20 protein-coding genes are annotated in these 21826 nt (G+C 70.6%); 3 read left to right on the top strand and 17 right to left on the bottom strand.

Annotated features, from left to right (window positions below; translation table 11 throughout):
• Window positions 1–140: 140 nt before the first annotated feature.
• The 4 genes from C4U03_RS03965 to C4U03_RS03950 form a co-directional block, all read right to left on the bottom strand.
• Window positions 141–581, bottom strand: coding sequence for a MaoC family dehydratase (locus tag C4U03_RS03965; RefSeq protein WP_103936185.1), 441 nt, complete (start codon window positions 579–581; stop codon window positions 141–143).
• The gene (locus C4U03_RS03960) at window positions 578–1078 is read right to left on the bottom strand and encodes an FAS1-like dehydratase domain-containing protein (protein WP_103936184.1); all 501 of its coding nucleotides are present in this window, start codon (window positions 1076–1078) and stop codon (window positions 578–580) included. The genes C4U03_RS03965 and C4U03_RS03960 overlap by 4 nt, the downstream gene beginning before the upstream one ends.
• Window positions 1079–1249: 171 nt before the next feature.
• Window positions 1250–2047: a FadR/GntR family transcriptional regulator gene (locus C4U03_RS03955; RefSeq protein ID WP_160146904.1), complete on the bottom strand. Its 798-nt coding sequence runs from the start codon at window positions 2045–2047 to the stop codon at window positions 1250–1252.
• A 329-nt stretch (window positions 2048–2376) separates the two neighbouring features.
• A complete protein-coding gene (locus C4U03_RS03950; RefSeq protein WP_103936182.1) occupies window positions 2377–3552 on the bottom strand; it encodes an acyl-CoA dehydrogenase family protein in 1176 nt (391 codons plus the stop codon).
• Window positions 3553–3801: 249 nt separating this feature from the next.
• Here C4U03_RS03950 and C4U03_RS03945 point away from each other — a divergent pair, with 249 nt between their 5' ends.
• Complete coding sequence (locus tag C4U03_RS03945) at window positions 3802–4467, top strand: TetR/AcrR family transcriptional regulator (protein ID WP_103936181.1); 666 nt, start codon at window positions 3802–3804, stop codon at window positions 4465–4467.
• Between the two features lie 90 nt (window positions 4468–4557).
• Here the strand turns inward: C4U03_RS03945 and yjfF are convergent, their stop codons facing one another.
• From yjfF to C4U03_RS03910, 7 genes are all read right to left on the bottom strand, one after another.
• Window positions 4558–5571 (bottom strand): galactofuranose ABC transporter, permease protein YjfF, encoded by a 1014-nt coding sequence (yjfF, locus tag C4U03_RS03940; protein ID WP_103936180.1) that lies wholly within the window; start codon window positions 5569–5571, stop codon window positions 4558–4560.
• Window positions 5568–6623: an ABC transporter permease gene (locus tag C4U03_RS03935; RefSeq protein ID WP_235017620.1), complete on the bottom strand. Its 1056-nt coding sequence runs from the start codon at window positions 6621–6623 to the stop codon at window positions 5568–5570. The genes yjfF and C4U03_RS03935 overlap by 4 nt, the downstream gene beginning before the upstream one ends.
• Window positions 6620–8131, bottom strand: coding sequence for a sugar ABC transporter ATP-binding protein (locus C4U03_RS03930; RefSeq protein ID WP_103936179.1), 1512 nt, complete (start codon window positions 8129–8131; stop codon window positions 6620–6622). The genes C4U03_RS03935 and C4U03_RS03930 overlap by 4 nt, the downstream gene beginning before the upstream one ends.
• A 149-nt stretch (window positions 8132–8280) precedes the next feature.
• Window positions 8281–9258, bottom strand: a complete 978-nt coding sequence (locus C4U03_RS03925; RefSeq protein WP_103936178.1) for an ABC transporter substrate-binding protein — start codon at window positions 9256–9258, stop codon at window positions 8281–8283.
• A gap of 114 nt (window positions 9259–9372) precedes the next feature.
• Window positions 9373–10863: an L-arabinose isomerase gene (gene araA / locus C4U03_RS03920; protein WP_103936177.1), complete on the bottom strand. Its 1491-nt coding sequence runs from the start codon at window positions 10861–10863 to the stop codon at window positions 9373–9375.
• Between the two features lie 35 nt (window positions 10864–10898).
• Entirely contained in the window at window positions 10899–11582 is a 684-nt protein-coding gene (locus C4U03_RS03915; protein ID WP_103936176.1) for an L-ribulose-5-phosphate 4-epimerase, read from the bottom strand.
• A gap of 39 nt (window positions 11583–11621) precedes the next feature.
• The gene (locus C4U03_RS03910; RefSeq protein ID WP_103936175.1) at window positions 11622–12653 is read right to left on the bottom strand and encodes a LacI family DNA-binding transcriptional regulator; all 1032 of its coding nucleotides are present in this window, start codon (window positions 12651–12653) and stop codon (window positions 11622–11624) included.
• A 163-nt stretch (window positions 12654–12816) separates the two neighbouring features.
• Here C4U03_RS03910 and araB point away from each other — a divergent pair, with 163 nt between their 5' ends.
• On the top strand, window positions 12817–14466 hold the full coding sequence (araB, locus tag C4U03_RS03905; protein WP_235017619.1) for a ribulokinase: 1650 nt from the start codon (window positions 12817–12819) through the stop codon (window positions 14464–14466).
• An 84-nt stretch (window positions 14467–14550) separates the two neighbouring features.
• Here araB and C4U03_RS03900 read toward each other — a convergent pair whose 3' ends face one another.
• A complete protein-coding gene (locus C4U03_RS03900) occupies window positions 14551–15429 on the bottom strand; it encodes a TIGR03619 family F420-dependent LLM class oxidoreductase (RefSeq protein WP_103936322.1) in 879 nt (292 codons plus the stop codon).
• Window positions 15430–15586: 157 nt separating this feature from the next.
• Here C4U03_RS03900 and C4U03_RS03895 point away from each other — a divergent pair, with 157 nt between their 5' ends.
• Window positions 15587–16408, top strand: a complete 822-nt coding sequence (locus C4U03_RS03895; RefSeq protein WP_103936173.1) for a FadR/GntR family transcriptional regulator — start codon at window positions 15587–15589, stop codon at window positions 16406–16408.
• A gap of 120 nt (window positions 16409–16528) precedes the next feature.
• On the opposite strand, the gene C4U03_RS03890 is transcribed toward C4U03_RS03895, so the two are convergent.
• From C4U03_RS03890 to C4U03_RS03870, 5 genes are read right to left on the bottom strand one after another with little or no spacing between them, the layout of a single operon-like run.
• Window positions 16529–17644, bottom strand: coding sequence for an acyl-CoA dehydrogenase family protein (locus tag C4U03_RS03890; protein ID WP_103936172.1), 1116 nt, complete (start codon window positions 17642–17644; stop codon window positions 16529–16531).
• A gap of 17 nt (window positions 17645–17661) precedes the next feature.
• Window positions 17662–19131, bottom strand: coding sequence for a class I adenylate-forming enzyme family protein (locus C4U03_RS03885; RefSeq protein ID WP_103936171.1), 1470 nt, complete (start codon window positions 19129–19131; stop codon window positions 17662–17664).
• 4 nt (window positions 19132–19135) lie between these two features.
• Complete coding sequence (locus C4U03_RS03880; RefSeq protein ID WP_200827008.1) at window positions 19136–19426, bottom strand: hypothetical protein; 291 nt, start codon at window positions 19424–19426, stop codon at window positions 19136–19138.
• Between the two features lie 2 nt (window positions 19427–19428).
• Window positions 19429–20517 (bottom strand): phosphotransferase family protein, encoded by a 1089-nt coding sequence (locus C4U03_RS03875; RefSeq protein ID WP_103936169.1) that lies wholly within the window; start codon window positions 20515–20517, stop codon window positions 19429–19431.
• Window positions 20518–20521: 4 nt separating this feature from the next.
• Window positions 20522–21820: an acyl-CoA dehydrogenase family protein gene (locus tag C4U03_RS03870; RefSeq protein ID WP_103936168.1), complete on the bottom strand. Its 1299-nt coding sequence runs from the start codon at window positions 21818–21820 to the stop codon at window positions 20522–20524.
• Between the last annotated feature and the right edge of the window lie 6 nt (window positions 21821–21826).

Raw genomic sequence — 21826 nt, 5'->3', positions numbered from 1 at the left:
CCCACCGCCCGCCCGCTCCGGCCGTCGATCGTGCACTGTGGGACGCGGTGCGGACGCCTCCGCAGTGCGCGCCGCGCAGGAAGAGGCGGCTCCGGCGGAACCACCTCCTCCCTCCCGCGCCCGCCCTCGGCCGGACCGTGTCAGGCGCCCGGGCCGTCCGCTCTGCCCAGCAGCACCCGCGCGTGCGCGGGAGCCACGGCGATCCGATCGACTTCCCCGTCCGGGCCGACCACGACCACGCGATGTTCCAGAAGCAGGTGGTCCTCACCCACCTCTGTCACCGCACCCTCGCAGCGCACGGTCTCCTCGGCGAAGACCAGCGCCTTGAAGGTGAAGTCGAGCCGGTGCACGAAGCACTGGGGACCCAGCCAGTCCTGGATCTGCTCGACCAGCAGCGCGCCGAACACCTGGCCGTCGACGACGGGGCGGGGGAGCTTGGCGGCCCTGACGAACTCGGGGTCGTAGTGCAGCCGGTGCCAGTCCCAGGTCGCGCCCGCATAGGCGATCATGTCCGGAAGGCCGATCCTGCGCTCCAGCGGAGGCACCGCGTCGCCCGCCCTGTGGTTCACCTGCGACGTCACTTCCCCGCCTCCAGCGCCACGAAGATGATGGTCTCCTCGTTCTCCGCAAGGAGCCCGCCCTGCTGGTCGGTGTACGTCGCCCGCGAGGCGATGATCAGCATCTCCGCGCCGGACCGGGTGGTCTTCTCGGTCACGTCCGTGATCTCCCACGTGGCCGTGATGACATCGTCAGGACGCACCCTGCGGTGGAAGGTGTAGGAGTTACCGCCGCGCACCTTGCGGGTGCCGGGCAGCTCAATGCCCCATTCATGCCCCGCGTAGCCGTCAGGGGGGATCGGCAGATCGGCGTACTGGTTCGTCTCACAGATCAGCGTCAGCGGCGCGGTCACCCCCTCCAGCCCCTGGGCCCGGGCGTATTCCGAGTCGGAGTACAGGGGATTGTGATCGCCGACCGCAAGGCCGAAGTAGCGACCCGCCGCGGCACCCAGCTCCTCAGGAGCGGTGTAGATCCGTTTCAGGCCGACGAGCGCACGGATCTCATCGGTGAGCAGCGTCATGGGACATCCTCGGGTAGAGAGAACGACGAAACACCTCGTCCAACACCCGATACTATAAAGTCGGACATATTGCGTCCAGGGACACCCCCGGAAGAAAGGCCATGTCCGCCTTGGCTCTTCCGAGGTCAGATCAATGAGCCCAGGGCGTACCTGCCGATCGGTGGCTGCGGCTCATGCCTCGCTGTAGGCGCCCCGGATGTTGATCAGGTGGTTGCGCATGGCCTCCCTGGCGCCTTCGCTGTCCCCGGCCGCGATGCGCTCGGTGATCTCCTCGTGCTCTTGGTCGACCATGGACCAGAACCCCTCATGGGCGGCCGGCCCCGGCTTGAGGAACCGGGTGCGCAGCACGTGGAACACCGGCTCGGTCATCATCGCCAGCAGTCCGTTGCCCGTCGCCTGCATGATGACATCGTGGAAGTGCCGGTGTTCGCGGAACTTCACACCGCGGTCCCGCGACCGCTTCTCCCGATCCATGGCCGCGCGCAGCGCGTCGAGATGGTGCTGTTCACGCCGCTGGGCGGCCAGGGCGGTGGCGGGGACCTCCAGCAGTTCCCTCGCCTCCAGGATCGCCGCCAGCGGCAGCGCCTCCGATCCCGACATCAAGCCGATGCTGGCCTCGAGATAGTCACTGATCTGGTCGGGGTCGGCCTGGGAGACGAAGGTCCCGCCGGTGGTCCCGCGGGAGGTCTTGACCAGCCCCTGGGAGGCCAGGACCCGCAGCGCCTCGCGGACCGTGCTGCGGCTGACCCCGAAGTTCCCGCCGATCTCGTTCTCCGGGGGAAGGCGGTCACCGGGGGCCAGGGAGCCGTCGAGGATCAGCTCACGCAACTGGTCGGCGACCTGCTGGTACGCAGGACGCAGCCGGGTGACCGGGAGGACGGCGGGCGCCGCCGAATCCTGGGAACCTGCACCTTTACGGTTAGCGTTGGACACCTTGCCCCGCCTCTTGCTCAGCCAAACATCAGACATCGAGACCACGATATGCACCGGCGACCTCCGGTAGCACAGGGCCATCTTCGCACGGAGCACGGGCCCGCGGACCGGCAGCACCTGAGAGGGCGGCGCGGAGCGTGCGAGCCACCTCGAGGGGCAAAGGTAGGATGTTTTAGGAAGCCTCGCTCGTCCGAGCAGCTCATCCGAAGGGCGCCAAGTCCCGAGGACAGGGTGCGGCAAGGGACGGCGGCAGGACCGCCGTCACTGGGTGCACGTGATTGAGTTCGCCCAGCTCAGCGGCACCCTACTGATCGGCGAGGTGGCTGATGGCCGCTTCGAGGGCGGCGGGGTCCGGCGATCACCTGTCAAGCACCCGTCTGGCCCCGGAGGATGTGCCGGGCCATCACCAGCCGCTGGATCTGGTTGGTGCCCTCGTAGATTTGGGTGATCTTGGCGTCGCGCATCATCCGTTCAACGGGGAAGTCCCGGGTGTAGCCGGCGCCGCCGAGGGCCTGGACGGCGTCGGTGGTGACCCGCATGGCGACGTCGGAGGCGTGGCACTTGGCGGCGGCGCCGAAGAACGGCAGGTCCTTGTCGCCGCGTTCGGACTTGGCGGCGGCCACGTAGACCATCTGCCGGGCCGTCTCGACCGCCATGGCCATGTCGGCGAGCATGAACTGCAGGCCCTGGAACTCGGCGATGGCCCTGCCGAACTGCTTGCGTTCCCTGACGTAGGCCAGCGCCACGTCCAGCGCGCCCTGCGCAATGCCGACGGCCTGCGCCCCGATGGTGATCCGGGTGTGGTCCAGGGTGCGCAACGCGATCTTCAGGCCCTCGCCCGGGGCGCCGACCATCCGGTCGCCGGGGATGCGGACGTTGTCGAAGTGCAGTTCGCGGGTGGGTGAGCCCTTGATGCCGAGCTTGCGCTCGGGAGCGCCGAAGCCGAAGCCGGGGTCGGACTTCTCCACGACGAACGCGCTGACGTTCGCGCCGCGCCGCCCGTCCGGGTCGGTGACCGCCAGCACGGTGTAGTACTTGGAGACTCCGGCGTTGGTGATCCACGCCTTGTGCCCGGACAGGATCCAATCGTCGCCGTCGGGGACCGCGCGGCACGTCATGGACGCGGTGTCGGATCCGGCCTCGCGCTCGGACAGCCCGTAGGAGAACGCCGCCTCGCCACGGGCCAGCGGCGGCAGGTACCTGGCCTTGACCTCCTCGGACGCGGCCAGGATCAGCGGCAGGCTGCCGAGTTTGTTCACCGCCGGGATGAGCGAGGACGACGCGCACACCCGGGCGACCTCCTCGATCACGATGCAGGTCGCCAGGGCGTCCGCGCCCACCCCGCCGTACTCCTCGGGCACGTGCGGCGCGTGGAAGTCCGAGGCGACCAGGGCGTCATGGGCCGCCTGCGGAAAGGTCGCCTCCTCGTCGACCTCCGCGGCATGCGGAGCGATCTTGTCCTGAGCCACCGCGCGCACGGCGTCCCGCAGGGCCTCATGGTCCTCGGAAATGCGGAAAAGGTCGAAGCCGGTGTTGTTCACGGGGAGGTCCCTTCGGATCGGAACGGACGGACAGGCCACGGCCGGCGCGGCGAACGAGCGGTCCGGGCGAGGAGCGGCACCGGCCCCGGAGGGATCCGCGGACTCCCCATGCGACGGCTCCGCGCACCACCCCAGTCGGGCACTTAGTACCGATATCAAGGTACTCAGTACCACTCCTGGTGACAACACCCCGTCACCGTCGCCGCCGACAGCCCGTAAGGTCACAACGGCAGAGTCGAGGAGCAGCAGATGCCGGAGCACACCGCCAAGGAACGCCTCAGGGAGGCCGCCTTCGCACTGTTCGAGGAGCGCGGCTACGAACGCACGACGATCGACGACATCACCGAACGGGCCGGGGTGGGCCGCACGACGTTCTTTCGCACCTTCCGGTCCAAGGAGGACGTCATCTTCCCCGACCACGAGGCGCTGCTCGCCGCCGTCCGGGCCCGCCTGGCGGGTTCCACCCGGCAGACGGCCCTGGTCGCGGTCTGCGAGGCGGCCCGCCTGGTGCTCCTGCACTACCTCGACGAGGGAGAACTGGCCCTGGCCCGGTACCGGCTGACCCGCAGCGTTCCCGCGCTACGGGACCGGGAGAGCGCCGACACCCTGCAGTACCAGCGGGTGTTCCGCGAGTTCGTCCACACCTGGATGGGCGGTGGCCAGGACACCGCCCTGCGGGCCGAGCTGACGGCGGCCGCGGTGGTGACCGCGCACAACCACGTGCTCCGCCGCTGGCTGCGCGGCCTGACCGAGGAGCCTGAGGCCGAATTCGACGCCGCCATGGCCCGAACCCTCGCGCTCTTCACCGAACCCGCCACCAAAGGCGACACCGGATCGATCGTCGCGTTCCGCACCACCAAGGACCTCGACGCGATCCTGCCCGCGCTCCGCGGCATCCTTGGCGAGCCTGGCTGAACCACCGGGTGTGGGGTCACACCGACCGGCGTGGGACGCAGTCGGCCCGGTCCACGGCCGCCGCCCGCCGCGGACCAGGGAACGGCCAGGTCAGGAGGGGGCGCTCCGCCGGCTCTTGCGGCGGGCGCCGATGAGCCGCTGGAGAGCGATGAAGCCGAAGAGCAGGACACCGATCGCGATCCGGGTCCACCAGGAGCTGAGGGTGCCGTCGAAGGACAGGATGGTCTTGATGACGCCCAGGACCAGGACGCCGAGCACACTGCCGATGAGGTAACCGGATCCGCCGGTGAGCACGGTACCGCCGATGACGACGGCGGCGATGGCGTCCAGTTCCATGCCGACGGCGTGGGTGGGGTCGCCGGACAGGGTGTAGAGGGCGAACAGGACACCGCCGAGCGCGGAGCAGAAACCGCTGATCGCGTACACCTGGATCTTGGTGCGGCCGGCGGGGAGACCCATGAGCATCGCGGACTGCTCGCTGCCGCCGACGGCGTAGACGTTGCGGCCCAGGCGCGTCCACTGGAGCACGTAGATCGCGACCGCGACGGCGATCAGCGCGGTGACGGCCCCCCAGGACAGCCGGTTCCCGCCCGGTAGCCGGAGGGAGTTGAGGGCGACGGCGTCGAAGAAGCCGTTCTCGATGGAGATCTGGTTCTCGCTCAGGGTGAGGCAGACGCCACGGGCGAGGAACATGCCGGCCAGGGTGGTGATGAACGGCTGCACCTGGAATGCGGTGATCATGTACCCCATCGCGGCGCCGAACCCGGTGCCCACCAGCAGCACGAAAAGGATCACCAGCGGGGCCGGCAGCTGGAGCTTGGACGTGCCGATCGCGCAGAGCATGCCCGAGAGGGCGACGACGGAGCCGACCGACAGGTCGATGCCGCCGGTGAGGATCACGAACGTCATGCCGATGGCGACGACGATGAGGAAGGCGTTGTCGATGAACAGGTCGAGAAAGACCTGCGGGGTCCCGAAGTTCTCATAGCGCACCGAGCCGATGGAGAACGTCAGCAGGAGCAGGCCGAGGGTGACGAAGACGGGGATGTGGCGCCGGTTCGGCGTGACCGGGGAGCGGCGGAGGACGTCGGCGGCGGTGGTCATGCGGTGACCTCCTGCTTGGGGCCGGTGGAGACCGGGTCCGCCGGGCGTTCGGGACGTTTGCGGGTGAACCTGGCGCGGAACGCCGGGGACTGGAGCAGGCACACGATCGTGACCACGGCGGCAGAGAACACCAGGGTGGTGCGCGGCGGGATACCCGCGGTGTAGATCGTGGTGTCGAGCGTCTGGATGATGAGGGCGCCGAGCACGGTCCCGGCGAGGGAGAACCGGCCGCCGGTGAGCGCGGTGCCGCCGAGCACGACGGCGAGGATCGCGTCGAGCTCGATCCACAGGCCGGCGTTGTTGCCGTCCGCGGACAGCGTGTTGGAGCTGATCATCAGCCCGGCGACGCCCGCGCACAGCCCGCAGAACACGTAGGCGAGCACGATGAGGCCGGAGGAGCGGATGCCGGCCAGCCGGGAGGCCTGCGCGTTGCCGCCGACGGACTCGATGAGCAGGCCGAGCGCGGTACGGCGGGTGAGCACGACGGTGACGACGAGGGCGACCGCCACCAGGATGATCGCAAAGGGCAGGCCGAGCCAGTAGCCGCCGCCGATCAGCTTGTAGCCCTGGTTGTTGATCGTGATGATCTGTCCGCCCGTGATGAGCTGGGCGATGCCCCGGCCGGCCACCATGAGGATGAGCGTCGCGATGATCGGCTGGATGCCGAGCCGGGTGACCAGCAGGCCGTTCCAGAGGCCGAGCAGCAGGGAGGCGCCGATGGCCGCGCCGATCGCGACGGGCAGCCCGTGCCCCTTGGCGATGAGGTCGCAGGCGAGCGCGCCGGAGATCGCGACGGTCGCGCCGACGGACAGGTCGACGCCGCCGGTGGCGATCACCATGGTCATGCCGAGCGCGACCAGGATCAGCGGGGCGCCGAACAGCAGGATGTCGATGAGGCTGCCGTACAGGTGACCCTGCTCGATGCGGATCGCCAGGAAGTCCCTGGTGAAGATCACGTTGGCGAGCAGCATGACGATCAGGACCGTCACCGGCCAGAACAGGGAGTGCTTGAGGATCCCGAGATGGCGGGAGGGGGCGTCTGCGCGGTTCACGAGTCCGCGGCTCCGTTCGCGATGGTCTGCAGGATGTGTTCGGGGGTGAGGGTCCCGTCGTTGTCGAGTTCGGCGACCAGGCGCCGGTCGCGCAGCACTTCGATCTTGTGGGAGATCCGCAGGACCTCCTCCAGTTCGGCGGAGATGAACACCACGCCCATGCCGTCGCCGGCCAGCGAGACCACGAGTTTCTGGATCTCGGTCTTGGCGCCGATGTCGATGCCGCGGGTGGGCTCGTCCAGGATCAGCAGCTTTGGCCGGGTGATCAGCCAGCGGGCCAGCAGGACCTTCTGCTGGTTGCCGCCCGACAGGTTCTTCACCAGGGCGTACGGGTGGGGCGGGTGGATGCGCAGCGCCTTGATGTAGGAGCCCACGAGTTCTTCGCGTTTGCGCTGGCTGAGGGGCTTCAGCCAGCCGCGGGACACCTGGAGCGCGAGGATGATGTTCTCCTCGACGGTCAGGTCCATGATCAGGCCGTCGCCCTTGCGATCCTCGGGACAGAACGCGATGCCCTGGTCGATCGCGGCGCGCGGGCCCTTCAACGCCACGGGGCCGCCGCCGGTCCTGATGACGCCGGTGTCCGCGCTGTCCGCGCCGAAGATCAGCCGGGCGAGCTCGGAGCGGCCGGAGCCGAGCAGGCCCGCGAAGCCGACGACCTCACCGGCGTGCAGGTCGAGGTCGACCGGGTCGATCGCGCCGGTCCGGCCGACGCCTTCCAGCGCGAGCAGCCGTTCGCCCTTGACCACGTCGGGAGAGGCCTCGTCGAGCTCCTCGAGGGCGGTCAGCTCCTGGCCGGTCATCTTGGCGACCAGGTCGAGCCGGCTGAGCTCCCCGATGGGGTACTCCCCCACCAGCCCGCCGTTGCGCAGCACGGTGACCCGGTCGCAGATCTCGTAGATCTGCTCCAGGAAGTGGGAGACGAACAGGATGGCCACGCCATCGGCCTTGAGCCGCCGCATCACGGAGAACAGCCGGGCGACCTCGCCGCGGTCCAGGCTGGAGGTCGGCTCGTCCAGGATCAGGACCTTCGCCTTGAGGTCCACCGCGCGGACGATCGCGATGAGCTGCTGGACCGCCAGGGAGCAGGAGCCAAGCTGCGCGGTGACGTCCAGGTCGAGGCCGAGCCGGGCGAGCAGTTCGGTGGCGCGCCGGTTGATCTGCTTCCAATCGATGCGGCCGAATCGGCGCGGTTCGCGGCCGATGAAGATGTTCTCCGCCACCGACAGGTTCGGGCAGAGGTTCACCTCCTGGTAGACCGTGCTGATGCCCAGCCGCTGGGCGTGCAGCGGGCCCCGGATGAGGGTGTCGACGTCGTCGATCGTGACGAGCCCGGCGTCCGCGGTGTGCACCCCGGTGAGGACCTTGATCAGGGTGGACTTGCCGGCGCCGTTCTCCCCCATCAGGCCGTGGACCTCGCCGGGGAACAGCCGGAAGGACACGTCCTGCAGTGCCTGTACCCCGGGGAACCCTTTGGAGATGCCTTCCATCTCCAGGACGGGAGCGGCCATGTCCGCCCTCCTCTACTTTCTGCTCGGTGCCGGTAGGGCTACGGGTCGGTGCGGCCCCGGCGGAAGCTGAACGGGTCGGTACGTACGGGTCTCCAACCGATGCCCGCCGGGGCGGTGGGCGGCCACCGCCCCGGCGGGGTCCACCGGGATCAGTACTTGCGGGTGGGGAGGGCTTCCTTGGCCTTGGCCTGGTCGAAGACGGTCTCGACGGTCACGATGCGCTTGTCGACGGTCTCGCCGGCCTTGACCTTCTTGGCGGTCGCCATCAGCTGGTCGCCCAACAGCGGGGAGCACTCGACGATGAAGTTGAACTTGCCGTCGGCGAGGGCCTGCATGCCGTCCCGGACGGCGTCGATGGTGACGATCTTGACGTCCTTGCCGGGGGTGCGGCCGGCCTCCTCGATCGCCTGCATCGCGCCGAGGCCCATATCGTCGTTGTGGGCGAACAGCACGTCGACGTCCTTGTTGGCCTTGAGCAGGGCCTGCATGACCTCCTTGCCCTTGGCGCGGGTGAAGTCGCCGGACTGGGAGGCGACCACCTTGAGGTTGGGGTTGGCGGCGATGGCCTCTTCGAAGCCCTTCTTGCGGTCGATCGCCGGAGCCGAGCCGACAGTGCCCTCCAGTTGGATGATGTTGACCGGCTCTTTGGCGTCCTTGTACTCGTCCACCAGCCACTGGCCGGCCTTCCTGCCCTCCTCGACGAAGTCCGAACCGAGGAACGTCACGTACAGGGACGCGTCGGAGTCCACGGCGCGGTCGGTGAGGATGACCGGGATGTCCGCCGCCTTGGCCTCCTTCAGCACCGCGTCCCAGCCGGTCACCACGACCGGCGAGAACGCGATCACGTCCACCTTCTGCTTGATGAACGAGCGGATCGCCGCGATCTGGTTCTCCTGCTTCTGCTGGGCGTCGGAGAACTTCAGGTCCACACCGGCGGTCTTGGCCGCCTCCTTGATCGACAGGGTGTTCGCGGTCCGCCAGCCGGACTCGGCACCGACCTGTGAGAAGCCCAGGACGAGGGTGTCGGAGTTCGAGCCGGTGGAACCTCCGTCGGAGCCGCCACAGGCCGTCACGGCCGTCAGCGCCAGCGATACGCCGGCGATGGCGAGGATGAGCCGCTTGAACATGGGGGTTTCCTTCTTTCGGGGGGACCGGTGTTACCGGATATCGGGGTGGTGGGAAGGAGTTCTGCCTGGTGGCGGCGGGCCGGGAATGCCCCGGCCGCCACCGGGTGGCCGGTGTCACAAACCTTGCGCCAAGCGGTGGTAAGCCTGGTTCCAGCGCAGCTCCTGGGTGAACTGGCGCAGCTCGGTGTCCGCGTCGATGGTCAGGAGTTCGACCCCGACCATCTCGGCGAAGTCGGCGAGTTCCTCCGCTCCGAGGGCCGCGGTGTACACCGTGTGGTGGGGGGCGCCCGCGGTGATCCACGCCTCGGCCGAGGTCGCCAGGTCCGGGAGCGGCCTCCACACCGCGCGGGCGACGGGCAGTCTCGGCAGCGGCTCCGGCGGGGCCACGGTCTCGATCGCGTTGGCGACCAGCCGGAAACGGTCGCCCATGTCGGCGAGACCGACGACGTGGGCGGGGCCCGGCGCGGCGTCGAACACCAGCCGCACCGGATCCTCCCGGCCCCCGATGCCGAGAGGATGGATCTCCAGGGAGGGCCGCGCCGCCGCGATGGACGGGCAGACCTCCAGCATGTGCGCGCCCAGGATGAGCTGCTGCCCGGGCGTCAGGTGGTAGGTGTAGTCCTCCATGAAGGACGTGCCGCCGTCGAGATCGGCGGAGGCCGCCTTGAGGGTGCGCAGCAGGGCCGCGGTCTTCCAGTCGCCCTCGCCGCCGAACCCGTATCCGTCGGCCATCAGCCGCTGGACGGCCAGGCCCGGCAGCTGCCGCAGCCCGCCGAGATCCTCGAAGTTCGTGGTGAACGCGCCGAACCCACCGTCGGACAGGAACGTGCGCAGGCCCAGCTCGATCCGCGCCCCGTACCGGAGCGAGTCGTGCCGCTCCCCGCCGGCCCGCAGCTCGGGGACGACGGAGTAGCGGGCCTCGTACTCCTTGACCAGCTCGTCGATCTCGGCGTCGGCCACGTCGTCGACCACCGCGACCAGATCGTTGATCCCATAGGTGTTGACGCTGACGCCGAACCGCAGCTGGGCTTCGACCTTGTCGCCCTCGGTGACGGCGACGTCCCGCATGTTGTCGCCGAACCGGGCCAGCCGCAGCGTGCGCAGTTCCGCGGCACCGAGGGCGGCGCGCACCCAGGAGAGGGCGCGGGCGGTCACGTGCTCGTCCGTGACGTGACCGGCCACGGTCTTACGGGCCACACCGATGCGCGCCTGGACGTGGCCGAACTCGCGGTCGCCGTGGGCGGCCTGGTTCAGGTTCATGAAGTCCATGTCGATCGTGCTCCAGGGCAGCTCGACGTTGGCCTGGGTGTGCAGGTGCAGCAGCGGTTTCGCCAGGGCGTCCAGGCCGGTGATCCACATCTTCGCCGGGGAGAAGGTGTGCATCCAGGCGATCAGGCCGATGCAGGAGTCGTCGGAGGTGGCGTCCAGGCAGACCCGGCGGATCGCGGCGGCGTCGGTCAGCACCGGCACCCACTTCACCCGCACCGGCAGGTGGCCGGCCAGCCGGTCGGCGATCTCGCGCGACTGCCCGGCCACCTGCCGTAGCGTGTCCTCCCCGTACAGCCCCTGGCTGCCGGTCAGGAACCACACTTCACGATCTGTCACGGTGAACTCCTCACAAGGGCGGGCCGGGCCGCCGGTCACTGGCCGTAGACGTTCTGGTAGCGGTCGTACAACCGGTCGACGTCGCCCTGCTCCATCGGCAGCGGCTCGCCGAGCTGCCGGGCGATGTGCACGGTGCGGGCGACGTCCTCGCACATCACCGCGGCCTTCACCGCGTCGCGGGCGCTCGCGCCGACGGTGAACACGCCGTGGTTGCGCAGCAGGACCGCCGGGCTGCGAGAGCCGGCGAGGGTCTCCACGATCCCCCTGCCGATGTCGTCGCCGCCGATCAGCGCGAACGGGCCTACCGGGATCTCGCCGCCGAACTCGTCCGCCATCGCCGTCAGCACGCACGGGATCGGCTCGTTCCGCGCCGCCCATGCCGTCGCATAGGTGGAGTGGGTATGCGCCACTCCCCCGACGTCGGGACGGTGCCGGTAGACGTAGGCGTGGGCGAACACATCACTGGACGGCTTCAGCCCGGCCTCGACAGGGTGGCCGTCCAGGTCGCACAGCACCATCGACTCCGGGGTGAGCCGTTCGTAGGCGACACCGCTCGGTTTGATCAGGAAATGCCCGTCGCCGACCTTCGCCGAGACGTTCCCCGCCGTCCACACCACCAGTTCGGACTGCACCAACACACGATGGAGATCGACAAGGTCGACTCTGACCTGGGCATATGCGGTTTCGTTCACCGTCACCTCGAATGTTAGCGATAACATTCCATGCCGCGTGAAGGGGCCATGGAGGACGGACTGCTGCTAGCGGAGGACGCCCGTGCTTTCGCGGACGACCAGTTCGGGTTCGACGACACGCCGATGGGGCATCGCCTCGGCGTCGGGGGCGTCGATGCGATCGAGCATCAACCTGAAGGCGCGAAAGCCCACCTCGCCGAAATTCTGGCGGACGGTGGTCAGGGGCGGGGAGAAATAGGGGGCTTCGGGAACGTCGTCGAACCCGACCACGCTCACCTCTTCCGGGACCCGGCGGCCGGCCTCGCGCAGGGCGCGCAGCAGGCCGAGGGCCATGGCGTCGTTGGCGGCGAAGATCGCGGTCACCTCGGGATCACGGATGATCTGCCGGCCGAGTTGATATCCCGACTGCGCCGACCAGTCACCCATGATCATTTCGGGCACTTCGCGCTCCTCGGCGAGCAGGGCGGCACGCCAGCCCTCGACGCGGGCGTGCGCGTCGACCCAGTCCGCCGGGCCGGACAGGTGCCAGACGGTCCCGTGCCCCAGGCTCAGCAGATGACGGGTGGCGCGGACGGCGCCGCCGTACTGGTCGACCGAGGCCAGCGGGAACGGCAGGTCGTCGGCCGCCCCCACGACGACGATCGCCAGATCCGGCGGCAGATCGCGCAGACCTTCGGCGGCCGACTCGTGCGGCGCGACGATGATGATGCCGTCGACGTTCTGGCTGCGCAGCCGGTCGACGCCCTCGCCGATCGTCTTGCGGTTGAGCACTCCCAGGCTGACGATGCTGATCATGTAATCGTGCTCGCGGGCCGCGCGCTCGATCCCGTAGAGGGTCGAGGCGGGCCCGTAGAGGGTGGTGTCGAAGCTGACCACGCCCAGCACCCCCGACCGCCCGGTCGCCAGGACCCGGGCGGCGGCGTTCGGCCGGTAGTCGAGCTCCTTCACCGCGGCCAGCACCCGGGCCCGGGTCGCGGGCCGCACCTTCTCCGGCGAATTCAGCACCCGGGAGACCGTCATGGCCGAGACCCCGGCGCGCTCGGCCACGTCCTCCATCACCACCGGACGACGCTCGCCGGGCCGCTTCGGCTCTTCCATCTCACCTCCCTCCGGAACGATGTGGTACGTGTCACAGATGTTTGCGATAACTCAGACCGGTGTCAATACCCGATCTCCTCCCGGGTTCTTCGGCCCGACTATTGACGCGTCTCATTGATAACGCTAACAATCTGGGCCAGCCCTGAGAACGAGGAGCAGCCACGTGAAACAGCCGGTAGTGGTCGGCGTCGACTACGGGACCCTCTCGGGGCGCGCGGTCGTGGTGGCCGTTGAGGATGGCGCCGAGCTGGGAAGCGCCGTCTTGGAGTATCCGCACGGAGTGGTGGAGCGACGGCTGCCGTCCGGCGTCCCGCTGGGCGACTCCTGGGCGCTGCAGATGCCCGCGGACTGGCTCCAGGTGCTGGAGGAGACCGTCCCCGCGGCCCTCGCGGCGGCCGGGGTCCGGCCGGATCAGGTGATCGGGATCGGCACCGACTTCACCGCCTGCACCGTGCTGCCCGCCCTTGCCGACGGCACTCCCCTGTGCGGGTTGGACGACCTGCGGGACCGCCCGCATGCCCACCCCAAGCTGTGGAAGCACCATGCCGCACAGGGCCAGGCCGACCGGATCAACGCGCTCGCCGAGGCCCGCGGCGAGGCGTGGCTCCCCCGCTACGGCGGGAAGATCTCCAGCGAGTGGCAGTTCGCGAAGGCCCTCCAGGTGCACGAGGAGGACCCCGAGGTCTTCGCGCGGGCCGAACGCTGGATCGAGGCCGCCGACTGGATCGTCTGGCACCTGACCGGGACCGAGACCCGCAACCTGTGCACCGCCGGATACAAGGGCATTCACCAGGACGGATACCCGTCCGAGGAGTATCTGGAGGCCCTGTCCCCCGGTTTCTCCGCACTCCTGGAGAAGATCGGCCATCCGCTGAGCCCGATGGGCGCGCGGGCCGGCGGGCTCAGCGCGGACGGCGCCGCGCTCACCGGCCTGCCCGAGGGGATCGCCGTCGCCGTCGGCAATGTCGACGCCCATGTCACCGCGGTCGCCGCCCAGGCGATCGGCCCAGGCCAGATGCTCATGGTGATGGGCACCAGCACCTGCCACGTCATGAACTCCGACGTGCTCGCAGAGGTACCCGGCATGTGCGGTGTCGTCAAGGACGGCATCGTGCCCGGCCTCTGGGGGTACGAGGCGGGCCAGTCGGGCGTCGGTGACATCTTCGCCTGGCATCTGCGCGGCGGCCTGCCCGCCGACTACGCGGCCGAGGCCGCCGAGCGGGGCCTGTCCTGGCACGAGCTGCTGACGGAGAAGGCCGCCATGCAGGCCGTCGGCGAGCACGGCCTCGTCGCGCTCGACTGGCACAACGGCAACCGATCCGTGCTCGTCGACCACCATCTGTCCGGCGTCCTGGCGGGCGCGACCCTCGCCACCCGTTCCGAGGACGTCTACCGGGCGCTGCTGGAGGCCACCGCGTTCGGCACCCGCACCATCATCGAGGCCTTCGAGAAGGCCGGGGTCGGGGTCACCGAACTCGTCGTCGCCGGCGGGCTGCTGCGCAGTCCGTTCCTGATGCAGCTCTACGCCGACGTCACCCGCCGCCCCCTGTCGACGCTGGACTCCGAGCAGGGGCCGGCGCTCGGCTCGGCGATCCACGCCGCCGTCGCCGCGGGCGCCCACCCCGACGTCCACACCGCGTCCCGGGCCATGGGCAAGATCCGCCGCAACGCCTACGTGCCCGACCCCGCCCGCGCCGACGCCTACGAGCCGCTCTTCGCCATCTACACCGAGCTGCACGACCACTTCGGCCGAAACACCGACCTGCTGCACCGCCTGCACGGCCTGCGCACCGCCGCCGGAGCGGGATCATGACCGCCGCCCACGACGCCCTAGTCCTCGACCTCGAACGCCCTCCCGGGGGGTTGCTCGCAACACCCGATGACCAGCTGGCGCACCTCAGCCGAGGCCGGCGCCGGAGGCCGCCTCCGCCAGCGCCGCGCGCCGAGCGTCAAGGTCGGGCCCGCGCCACAGCTGGTCGGCCCACACCACAAGGTCGGTCATGCCCGCGGCCGTGAAGCGGGCGATCAGGGCGGGGTCGAGCCGCTGGATCCGGAACCAGCAGCGCAACGGCTCGGACCGGCCGACTTCCCCGCATGCCGTCTCCAGCGCATCGCGCAGGCGCACCGCGGTCTCGTAGTCGAGGGTGCCGGAGCTGAGCCAGCCGTCGCCAAGGCGGGCCGCCCGCCGCAGCGCCGGTGCGGAGTTGCCGCCCAGGATCACCGGGACGGTCACGGGCTGCCGCGTGACCTGCACGCGGTCGAAGGAGTAGTGGGTGCCGTGGTGGGCGGACCAGCCGCCCGCCCATGCCGCGCGCAGCACGCCGATGCTCTCCTCGAACCGGCTGAACCGGGTACGGAACTCGACGCCGAGCGCGTCGAACTCCTCGCGCAGCCAGCCCGCCCCGGCCCCCAGCATGAACCGCCCGTGCGCCAGGTCCTGCACGGTGGCGGTGATCTGCGCGGTGGCCAGCGGATGCCGCAACGGCAGCAGGTAGATGCCCGTGGCCAGGCCGATGCGGGACGTGCGGGCGGCGGCCGCGGCGAGGGCGGTGAGCGGATCGGCCAGCCGCACCGCCGGGTCGACCACCGAACCGGTGTGATGCACGGGCTGGTTTCCCGTGGTGGGATGGGCGTCCCCACCGGAGGCGGGGGCGAGGACGTGCTCGCCCAGCCACAGCGTGTCGAACCCGCACCGCTCCGCGGCCACCGCGAGCTCGGTGAACTCCGTGGCGCTCATATCGTAGGCGCTGAGGCCGACGCGGTACCGGGCTGACACGGCCAGCACGGTATATCCTCATGAGCAATACCGTCAAATATCCTCATGATCAATATCGTCAACGCATCCGGTATCGTCACGGGGACCTCGGGAGACGCCCGGCACACCCGGTCACTCCCGCCGCAGATGTGAGCGTCGAAACGACGAGGAGACGTCGATGACCGACACGACGGATGCCTCCGGCAGATCCGGCGGCATCCCCATCGTGTACCGGCCGGGCATCGCCCAGCACGCCGCCGACTCGGGCAACGGGCAGGCCGCCTCCCGTTCCCCGAAGGCCTCCGAGGTCACCGCGGCGGCGATCGTGCACCACATCGTCGAGGCCGGCCTCAGGGTCGGTGACCGGCTGCCGTCCGAGGCCGACATGCTGGCGCACTACAACGTGAGCCGGGAGACGCTGCGGGAGGCGCTGCGGCTGCTGGAGGTCCAGGGGCTGATCTCGATCAAGCGCGGCCCCGGGGGCGGGCCGCTCGTCGAGCCGCTCAACGCCAAGTACCTCGCGCGGACCGCCACGTTGTACTTCCGCCTCAGCGGAGCGACCTACGACGAGTTGTTCGACACCTGGGAGACCATCGAACCGCCTCTCGCCGCCCGGGTGGCGCGGCTGCGCGACCGCAGGCTCAAGGCGCGGGCGTTCGCGCCGTTCCTGGACTACCGCCCCGAGGAGCACGAACGCGACGAGGTCTTCCGCGACCTCAACAACTTCCACGCGGTGATCGCGGCGCTGAGCGGGAACCGGGTGCTGACGCTGCTGACCCAGGCGGTGACCCACATCGCCACCGACCATGTGGTGGAGAAGATCGACCCGATCGAGGAGAGCGACCACATGCTCCACTCGCATCGCGACATCGCCGAGGCGATCATCGCCGGTCATTCCAAGCGCGCGGCCACGCTGATGCAGCAGCACATCGCGGCGGTGACGCACAGTTATCGGGAACGGTGGCCGGAACGGATGAGCAAGCCCATCGAGTGGTACTGAGGAACACGGCGGGTCAGGGCGGGGCACCGCCCTGACCCGCGGGAACGGCACGCCGGAAAGGTCCGGAGCAGGCGCGTCCGCCCCCGTTCCGGACCTAGTCCGCTCCCGCTCCGGATCTGGTCAGACCCCGAGTCCGGTCAGCAGCCGCTCCCGGTGTGCCGCGGGGTCGCCGAACAGCACAGCGCTCGTGGCGGCCCGCCGGAAGTGCAGGTGCGCGGGGTGCTCCCAGGTGAAGCCGATGCCGCCGTGGACCTGGATGTTCTCGGCGGCGACGTACCGGTAGGCGCTGCCGCAGCGCAGGGCGGCCGTCGCGGCCGCCAGGGGGAGCTCGCCGGACGCCTCGGCGGTGGCGGCGGTCGCCCACGCGCTGGCCGAACGGGCGGCCTCGACGTGCAGGGCCATGTCGGCGCAGCGGTGCTTGATCGCCTGGAACGAGCCGATCGGCCGGCCGAACTGGATGCGGTCGCGGGCGTAGGCCACAGCCGACTCCAGCGCCGCGGCGGCACCGCCGAGCTGTTCGGCGGCCAGGGCGGCCATGGCCCGGTCGAGCACCTTGGCGAGGATCGGGGCGGCGCCGCCGGGCGTGGTGACGGCCCGGGCCAGCGTACCGGACAGCTCGATCCCGGCGAGCTGGCGGCCCGGGTCCATCGCACGCATGGGCGTGCGGACCAAGCCGGGCGCGCCGGCGTCGACGGCGTAGATCCCCGGCCCCTCAGGGGTACGGGCGGTGACCAGCAGCAGGTCGGCCGTCGCCCCCTCGACGACGAGGGTCTTGGTGCCGTCCAGACGCCAGCCGGAGCCGTCCGGCGTCGCGGTGGTGGCGACGCGGCCGGGGTCCCGGTCCCGCGGGTCCTCCCGGTAGGCCAGCGCGGCGGTCGTCTCCCCGGAGGCCAACGCGGGCAGCAACTCGGCCCGCGCGGCGTCGTCGTCGGTGTGCAGCAGCACTCCGACGCCCAGCACGGCGGTGGCGAACCAGGGCAGCCGGACCAGGGACCGGCCCAGCTCCTCGGCGACGACGGCGACCTCGCGGAAGCTCGCCCCCGCCCCGCCGAACTCCTCGGGCACGTCGAGGCCGGCCAGGCCGAGCTCCCCGGCGAACCGGCTCCACACCGCCGGGTCCCAGCCGCGGTCATCGGCCATCTCGCGGAAGACCGCCTCGGTGTCGGCGTGCCTGCCAAGGAAGGCGCGCACGGTCTCCCGCAGTTCCTCGGCGTCCGCATCAGGTGTCAGGCGCATCGGGTCCTCGCTCCCCCTCACGACAGGCTCGCCAGCAGTTCGGCGCGCAGCACGCGGCGCAGCGGCTTGCCGGTGTCGGTGTGCGGCAGCGCGTCGCGCACCAGCACGCGGGCCGGGGTCTTGGCCGAACGCAGCCGGGCACGGACGAAGTCCCGCAGCTCCGCCTCCTCGGCGGGGAGGCGGAGCACCACCGCGGCCACGGGCACCTCGCCCCACTCCACGTCCGGGGCGCCGAAGACGATCGCGTCGGCCACGGCGGGGTGCGCCAGCAGCGCGTCCTCGATCTCGCCCGGTGAAAGGTTCTCCCCGCCGCGCACGATGACGTCGTCGGCCCGGCCGTCGAGGAACAGGTAGCCCGCGGCGTCGAGCCACCCGCGGTCGCGGGTGGGGAACCAACCCTCGGCGTCGGTGGCGGTGTGCGTGAGGTACTCACCGGAGACTTGCCCGCCGCGCACGTGGATCTCCCCGGGCTCGCCCGCCGGGAGCGTGCGCCCGTTCTCGTCGCGGATCTGCAGTTCCACGCTGGGCAGCGGCCTGCCGACCGAACCGAGCCGGGCCCGAACCGCCGGGTCGCCGGAGGCGAGCGCCTCGCGGTGCTCCTGCGGGCCGAGCACGGCGATCGTGGAACTGGTCTCGGTGAGCCCGTAGGCGTTGACCAGGTCGACGTGCGGCAGCAGCCGCAGGGCCCGCTCCACGACCGGCAGGGGCATCCGGCCGCCCCCGTACGACAGGTGCCGCAACGCGGGCAGCGTGCGGCCCTCGGCCTCCAGCACGTCCAGGATCCGGCCGAGCATTGTCGGCACGACCATCGCGTGCGTCACCGCCTCCGCGTGCGCCAGCTCCACCCAGGCCGCCGGGTCGAACGAGGGCAGCAGCAGGATCCGGCGTCCGGCGAACACCGAGGTCAGCAGCGAGGAGATCCCGGCGATGTGGTAAGGCGGCACGCTGACCAGCAGTGCCTCGTCCGCACCGGCCGACAGCAGGTCCACTGTGGACAGCACGTAGGAGGTCAGGTGGGCCGGGCGCAGCACGGCGGCCTTGGGCTCCCCGCTGGTGCCCGAGGTGAACAGCAGCGCGCTGACGTCCCCGGGACCGACCCGCTCCAGGCCGCCGGCCGGTAGTTGCGACGCTGTCAGCGCGGTGACGCCGTCGATGCCGGCGCACCGGTCCCGCTGCTCCTCGCCCACCACGACCACCGCCGGGGCGATCCGCGCCAGCGCCGCGCGCAGCGCGTCGTCGGCGAGCCGGTAGTTCAGCGGCACGAACGGCAGGCCCGCCAGCGACGCGCCGTAGAACAGCTGCGGCACCAGCGCGGAGTTCACGTCCACCAGGGCGACGTGGTCCACGCCCAGGCCGCTCAGCCCCCCGGCCAGCGCCTCGGCGCGTGAGAGCAGACCGGCGTAGGTCAGCCCGGAACGCGCCGGCCCGACCGCGACGCGCTCGGGAGCGACGTCGGCGACCATTTTCAACAGGATCGAGGCGTCCATCGCTTCAGTCCGATGCCGGCAGGGGGCGGGGATTCATCATCTGGAGGGGGCGACCGTCGGCCGCGAGCTCGCCGGCGCCGCCGCGGGTGCACATGACCTGCAAACCGCTGTCCTCATCGGTGTAGCGCTTGCCGAGCAGCGGACCCTCGCCCTCGGCGGTGGCCGCCGCGTTCTGCGGCTCGTGCTCGATCATCGGGACGCCTCCACAGGTCAGCGTCACCTCCCCGGCGGCCGGCCGGACGACGACGACCGACACCGAGCTCACCTTGCTCCACAACCGGATTCCCGGCTTCATGCTCACCGCTGTCCTTTCGCTGAACGTGTGACGGGCTGGCCGAGCCGGCTCATGCCGCGCTCGGCCAGCACCGAGATGTGGTCACCGCGGCGGGCCATCCGTTCGTCGGTGGTCTCGCCGCGCAGATGGCGGGCGTACAGCTGTTGCAGGATGACCAGCGTCTTGAAACAGCCGTAGGCCTCGTACCAGTCGATGTCGCGGACGCTGCGTCCCGACCGCGCGGCGTAGCGGTCGACGACCTCCCGGCGGGAGGGCAGGCCGAGCCGCGACAGGTGCAGGTCCGCCAGCGCGCCCGCGTCGCCGAACTCCGGGTCGGGCCAGTAGTTCAGCAGCGTGCCCAGGTCGACCAGCGGGTCGCCGAGAGTGGCCATGTCCCAGTCGAACACCGAGACGACCGTGTCCGGCTCGCCCGGCGCGAACTGGCAGTTGTCGATCTTGAAGTCGTTGTGCAGCACGGCGGGCGGCCCCGACTCCGGCAGGCCCGCCGCCAGCCGCTCGCCGAGCTCGGCGGCCAGCGGGTCGCTGCCCTCGGTGGCGGCCAGCTCCCACCGCTTGCGCCAGCCGGCGACCTGGCGGGCCAGGAAGCCGTCCGGACGGCCCAGGTCGCCCAGCCCGCACGCGTCGGGATCCACCCGGTGCAGGTCCGCCAGCGCGTCGATCACGGCGAGCCCGATCCGCCGTCCGGCGTCGGGGAGGGCGGCCATCGACTCCGGTATCGCGTCCCAGACGACGATCCCGGGCCGGTACTCCATGACCATGAAGTCGGCTCCGGCGACGGAGTGGTCGTCGCAGAACAGCAACGCGCGCGGCGCCCGGGGGTAGGCCCGCCACAGCCGCGAGAGCGCCCGGTACTCGCGCCGCATGTCGTGCGCGCCCGGCGCCAGCCGCCCGAACGGCGGGCGGCGCAGGACGAGCCGGGTGTCGCCGAAGCGGATCCGGTAGGTGAGGTTGGCCGAGCCGTTGGGGAACTGCAGCACCGAGAACTCCCCGGTCAGCTCGGGCAGCCGCGTGCGCAGGTAGTCCTCCACCCGGGGCCAGTCCAGATCCTCCCCGGGACGGACGGGGGCGGTCTCGGTGTCGTACGTCGTCACCGCGTCACCCCTCGGCGTCCAGCTCGGCGATGATGTCGGCGTAGCGCTCCCGCGCCTGCCCGGCCAGGGTGGGCAGGATGTAGGGCGGGAACAGCCCCTCGTCGGGCTGCGTCTCGCGCAGCAGCGCCTTGGCGAGGTTGACCTTGTGCACCTCGGTGGCGCCGTCGGCCAGCCCCATGTGGAAGGACTCCATGACCCACGTGCCGAACGGCAGTTCCTTGGAGATGCCCAGCGAGCCGTGGATCTGGATCGCCCGCGACGCCACGTCCATCAGCACCTTGGGCATCGCCGCCTTGACCGCGGCGATGTCGGCCCGCACCCTGCGGTAGTCGTTGTACTTGTCGATCTTCCAGGCGGTGCGCAGCACCAGCAGCCGGAACTGCTCCAGCTGGATCCAGGAGTCGGCGATCATCTCCTGGACCAGCTGCCGGTCGGCGAGCCGCTGCCCGCCGGCGGTGCGGGACACCGCGCGCCGCTTCATCAGCTCGAACGCCTGGCCGACCAGCCCGACGGTGCGCATCGCGTGGTGGATCCGGCCGCCGCCCAGCCGGGTCTGCGCGACGGCGAACCCCTCGCCGCGCTCACCGAGCAGGTTCTCCGCGGGCACCCGCACGTCGGTGTAGCGCAGGTACTGGTGGGTGCCGACGCGCTCCTCGTGCCCCCACACGCTCACGTCCCGGACCCGTTCGACGCCGGGGGTGTCGACCGGCACGACGAACATCGACATGCTCTTGTGCCTGGGCGCCTCCGGCTCGGTGACCGCCATGACGATCAGGAAGTCGGCGAACAGCGCGTGCGAGGAGAACCACTTCTCCCCGTTGATCACCCACTCGTCGCCGTCGAGGACGGCGGTGGTGCGGAACCCGGTCGGGTCCGAGCCACCGTGCGGCTCGGTCATCGAGAAGCACGAGACGATCTCGTTGTCCAGCAGCGGCTCCAGGTAGGCCTTCTTCAGGTGGTCGCTGCCGTAGTGGGCGAGGATCTCGGCGTTGCCGGAGTCGGGGGCCTGGCAGCCGAACACCACCGGGCCGGAGTGCGTGCGGCCGAGCTTCTCGTTGAGCAGGGCCAGCTTCAGCTGCCCGTAACCCGGGCCGCCCAGCTCGGGACCGAGATGGCAGGCCCACAGCCGGCGCTCGCGCACCGTGTGCTGCAGCGGGCGGATCAGGGCGTTGCGCAGGGGGTCGCGCACGTCCCAGGCGTGCTCGATCACCCGGTCGACCGGTTCGACCTCGGTCCGGACGAACTCCTCGACCCAGTCCAATTCCTCCTGGAAGCGCGGGTCGGTCTCAAAGTCCCAAGCCATGGGAAC

Source organism: Thermomonospora echinospora (assembly GCF_900108175.1).
Taxonomy (GTDB): Bacteria; Actinomycetota; Actinomycetes; order Streptosporangiales; family Streptosporangiaceae; genus Thermomonospora; species Thermomonospora echinospora.
This window is presented reverse-complemented; position numbering and strand designations above follow the sequence as displayed.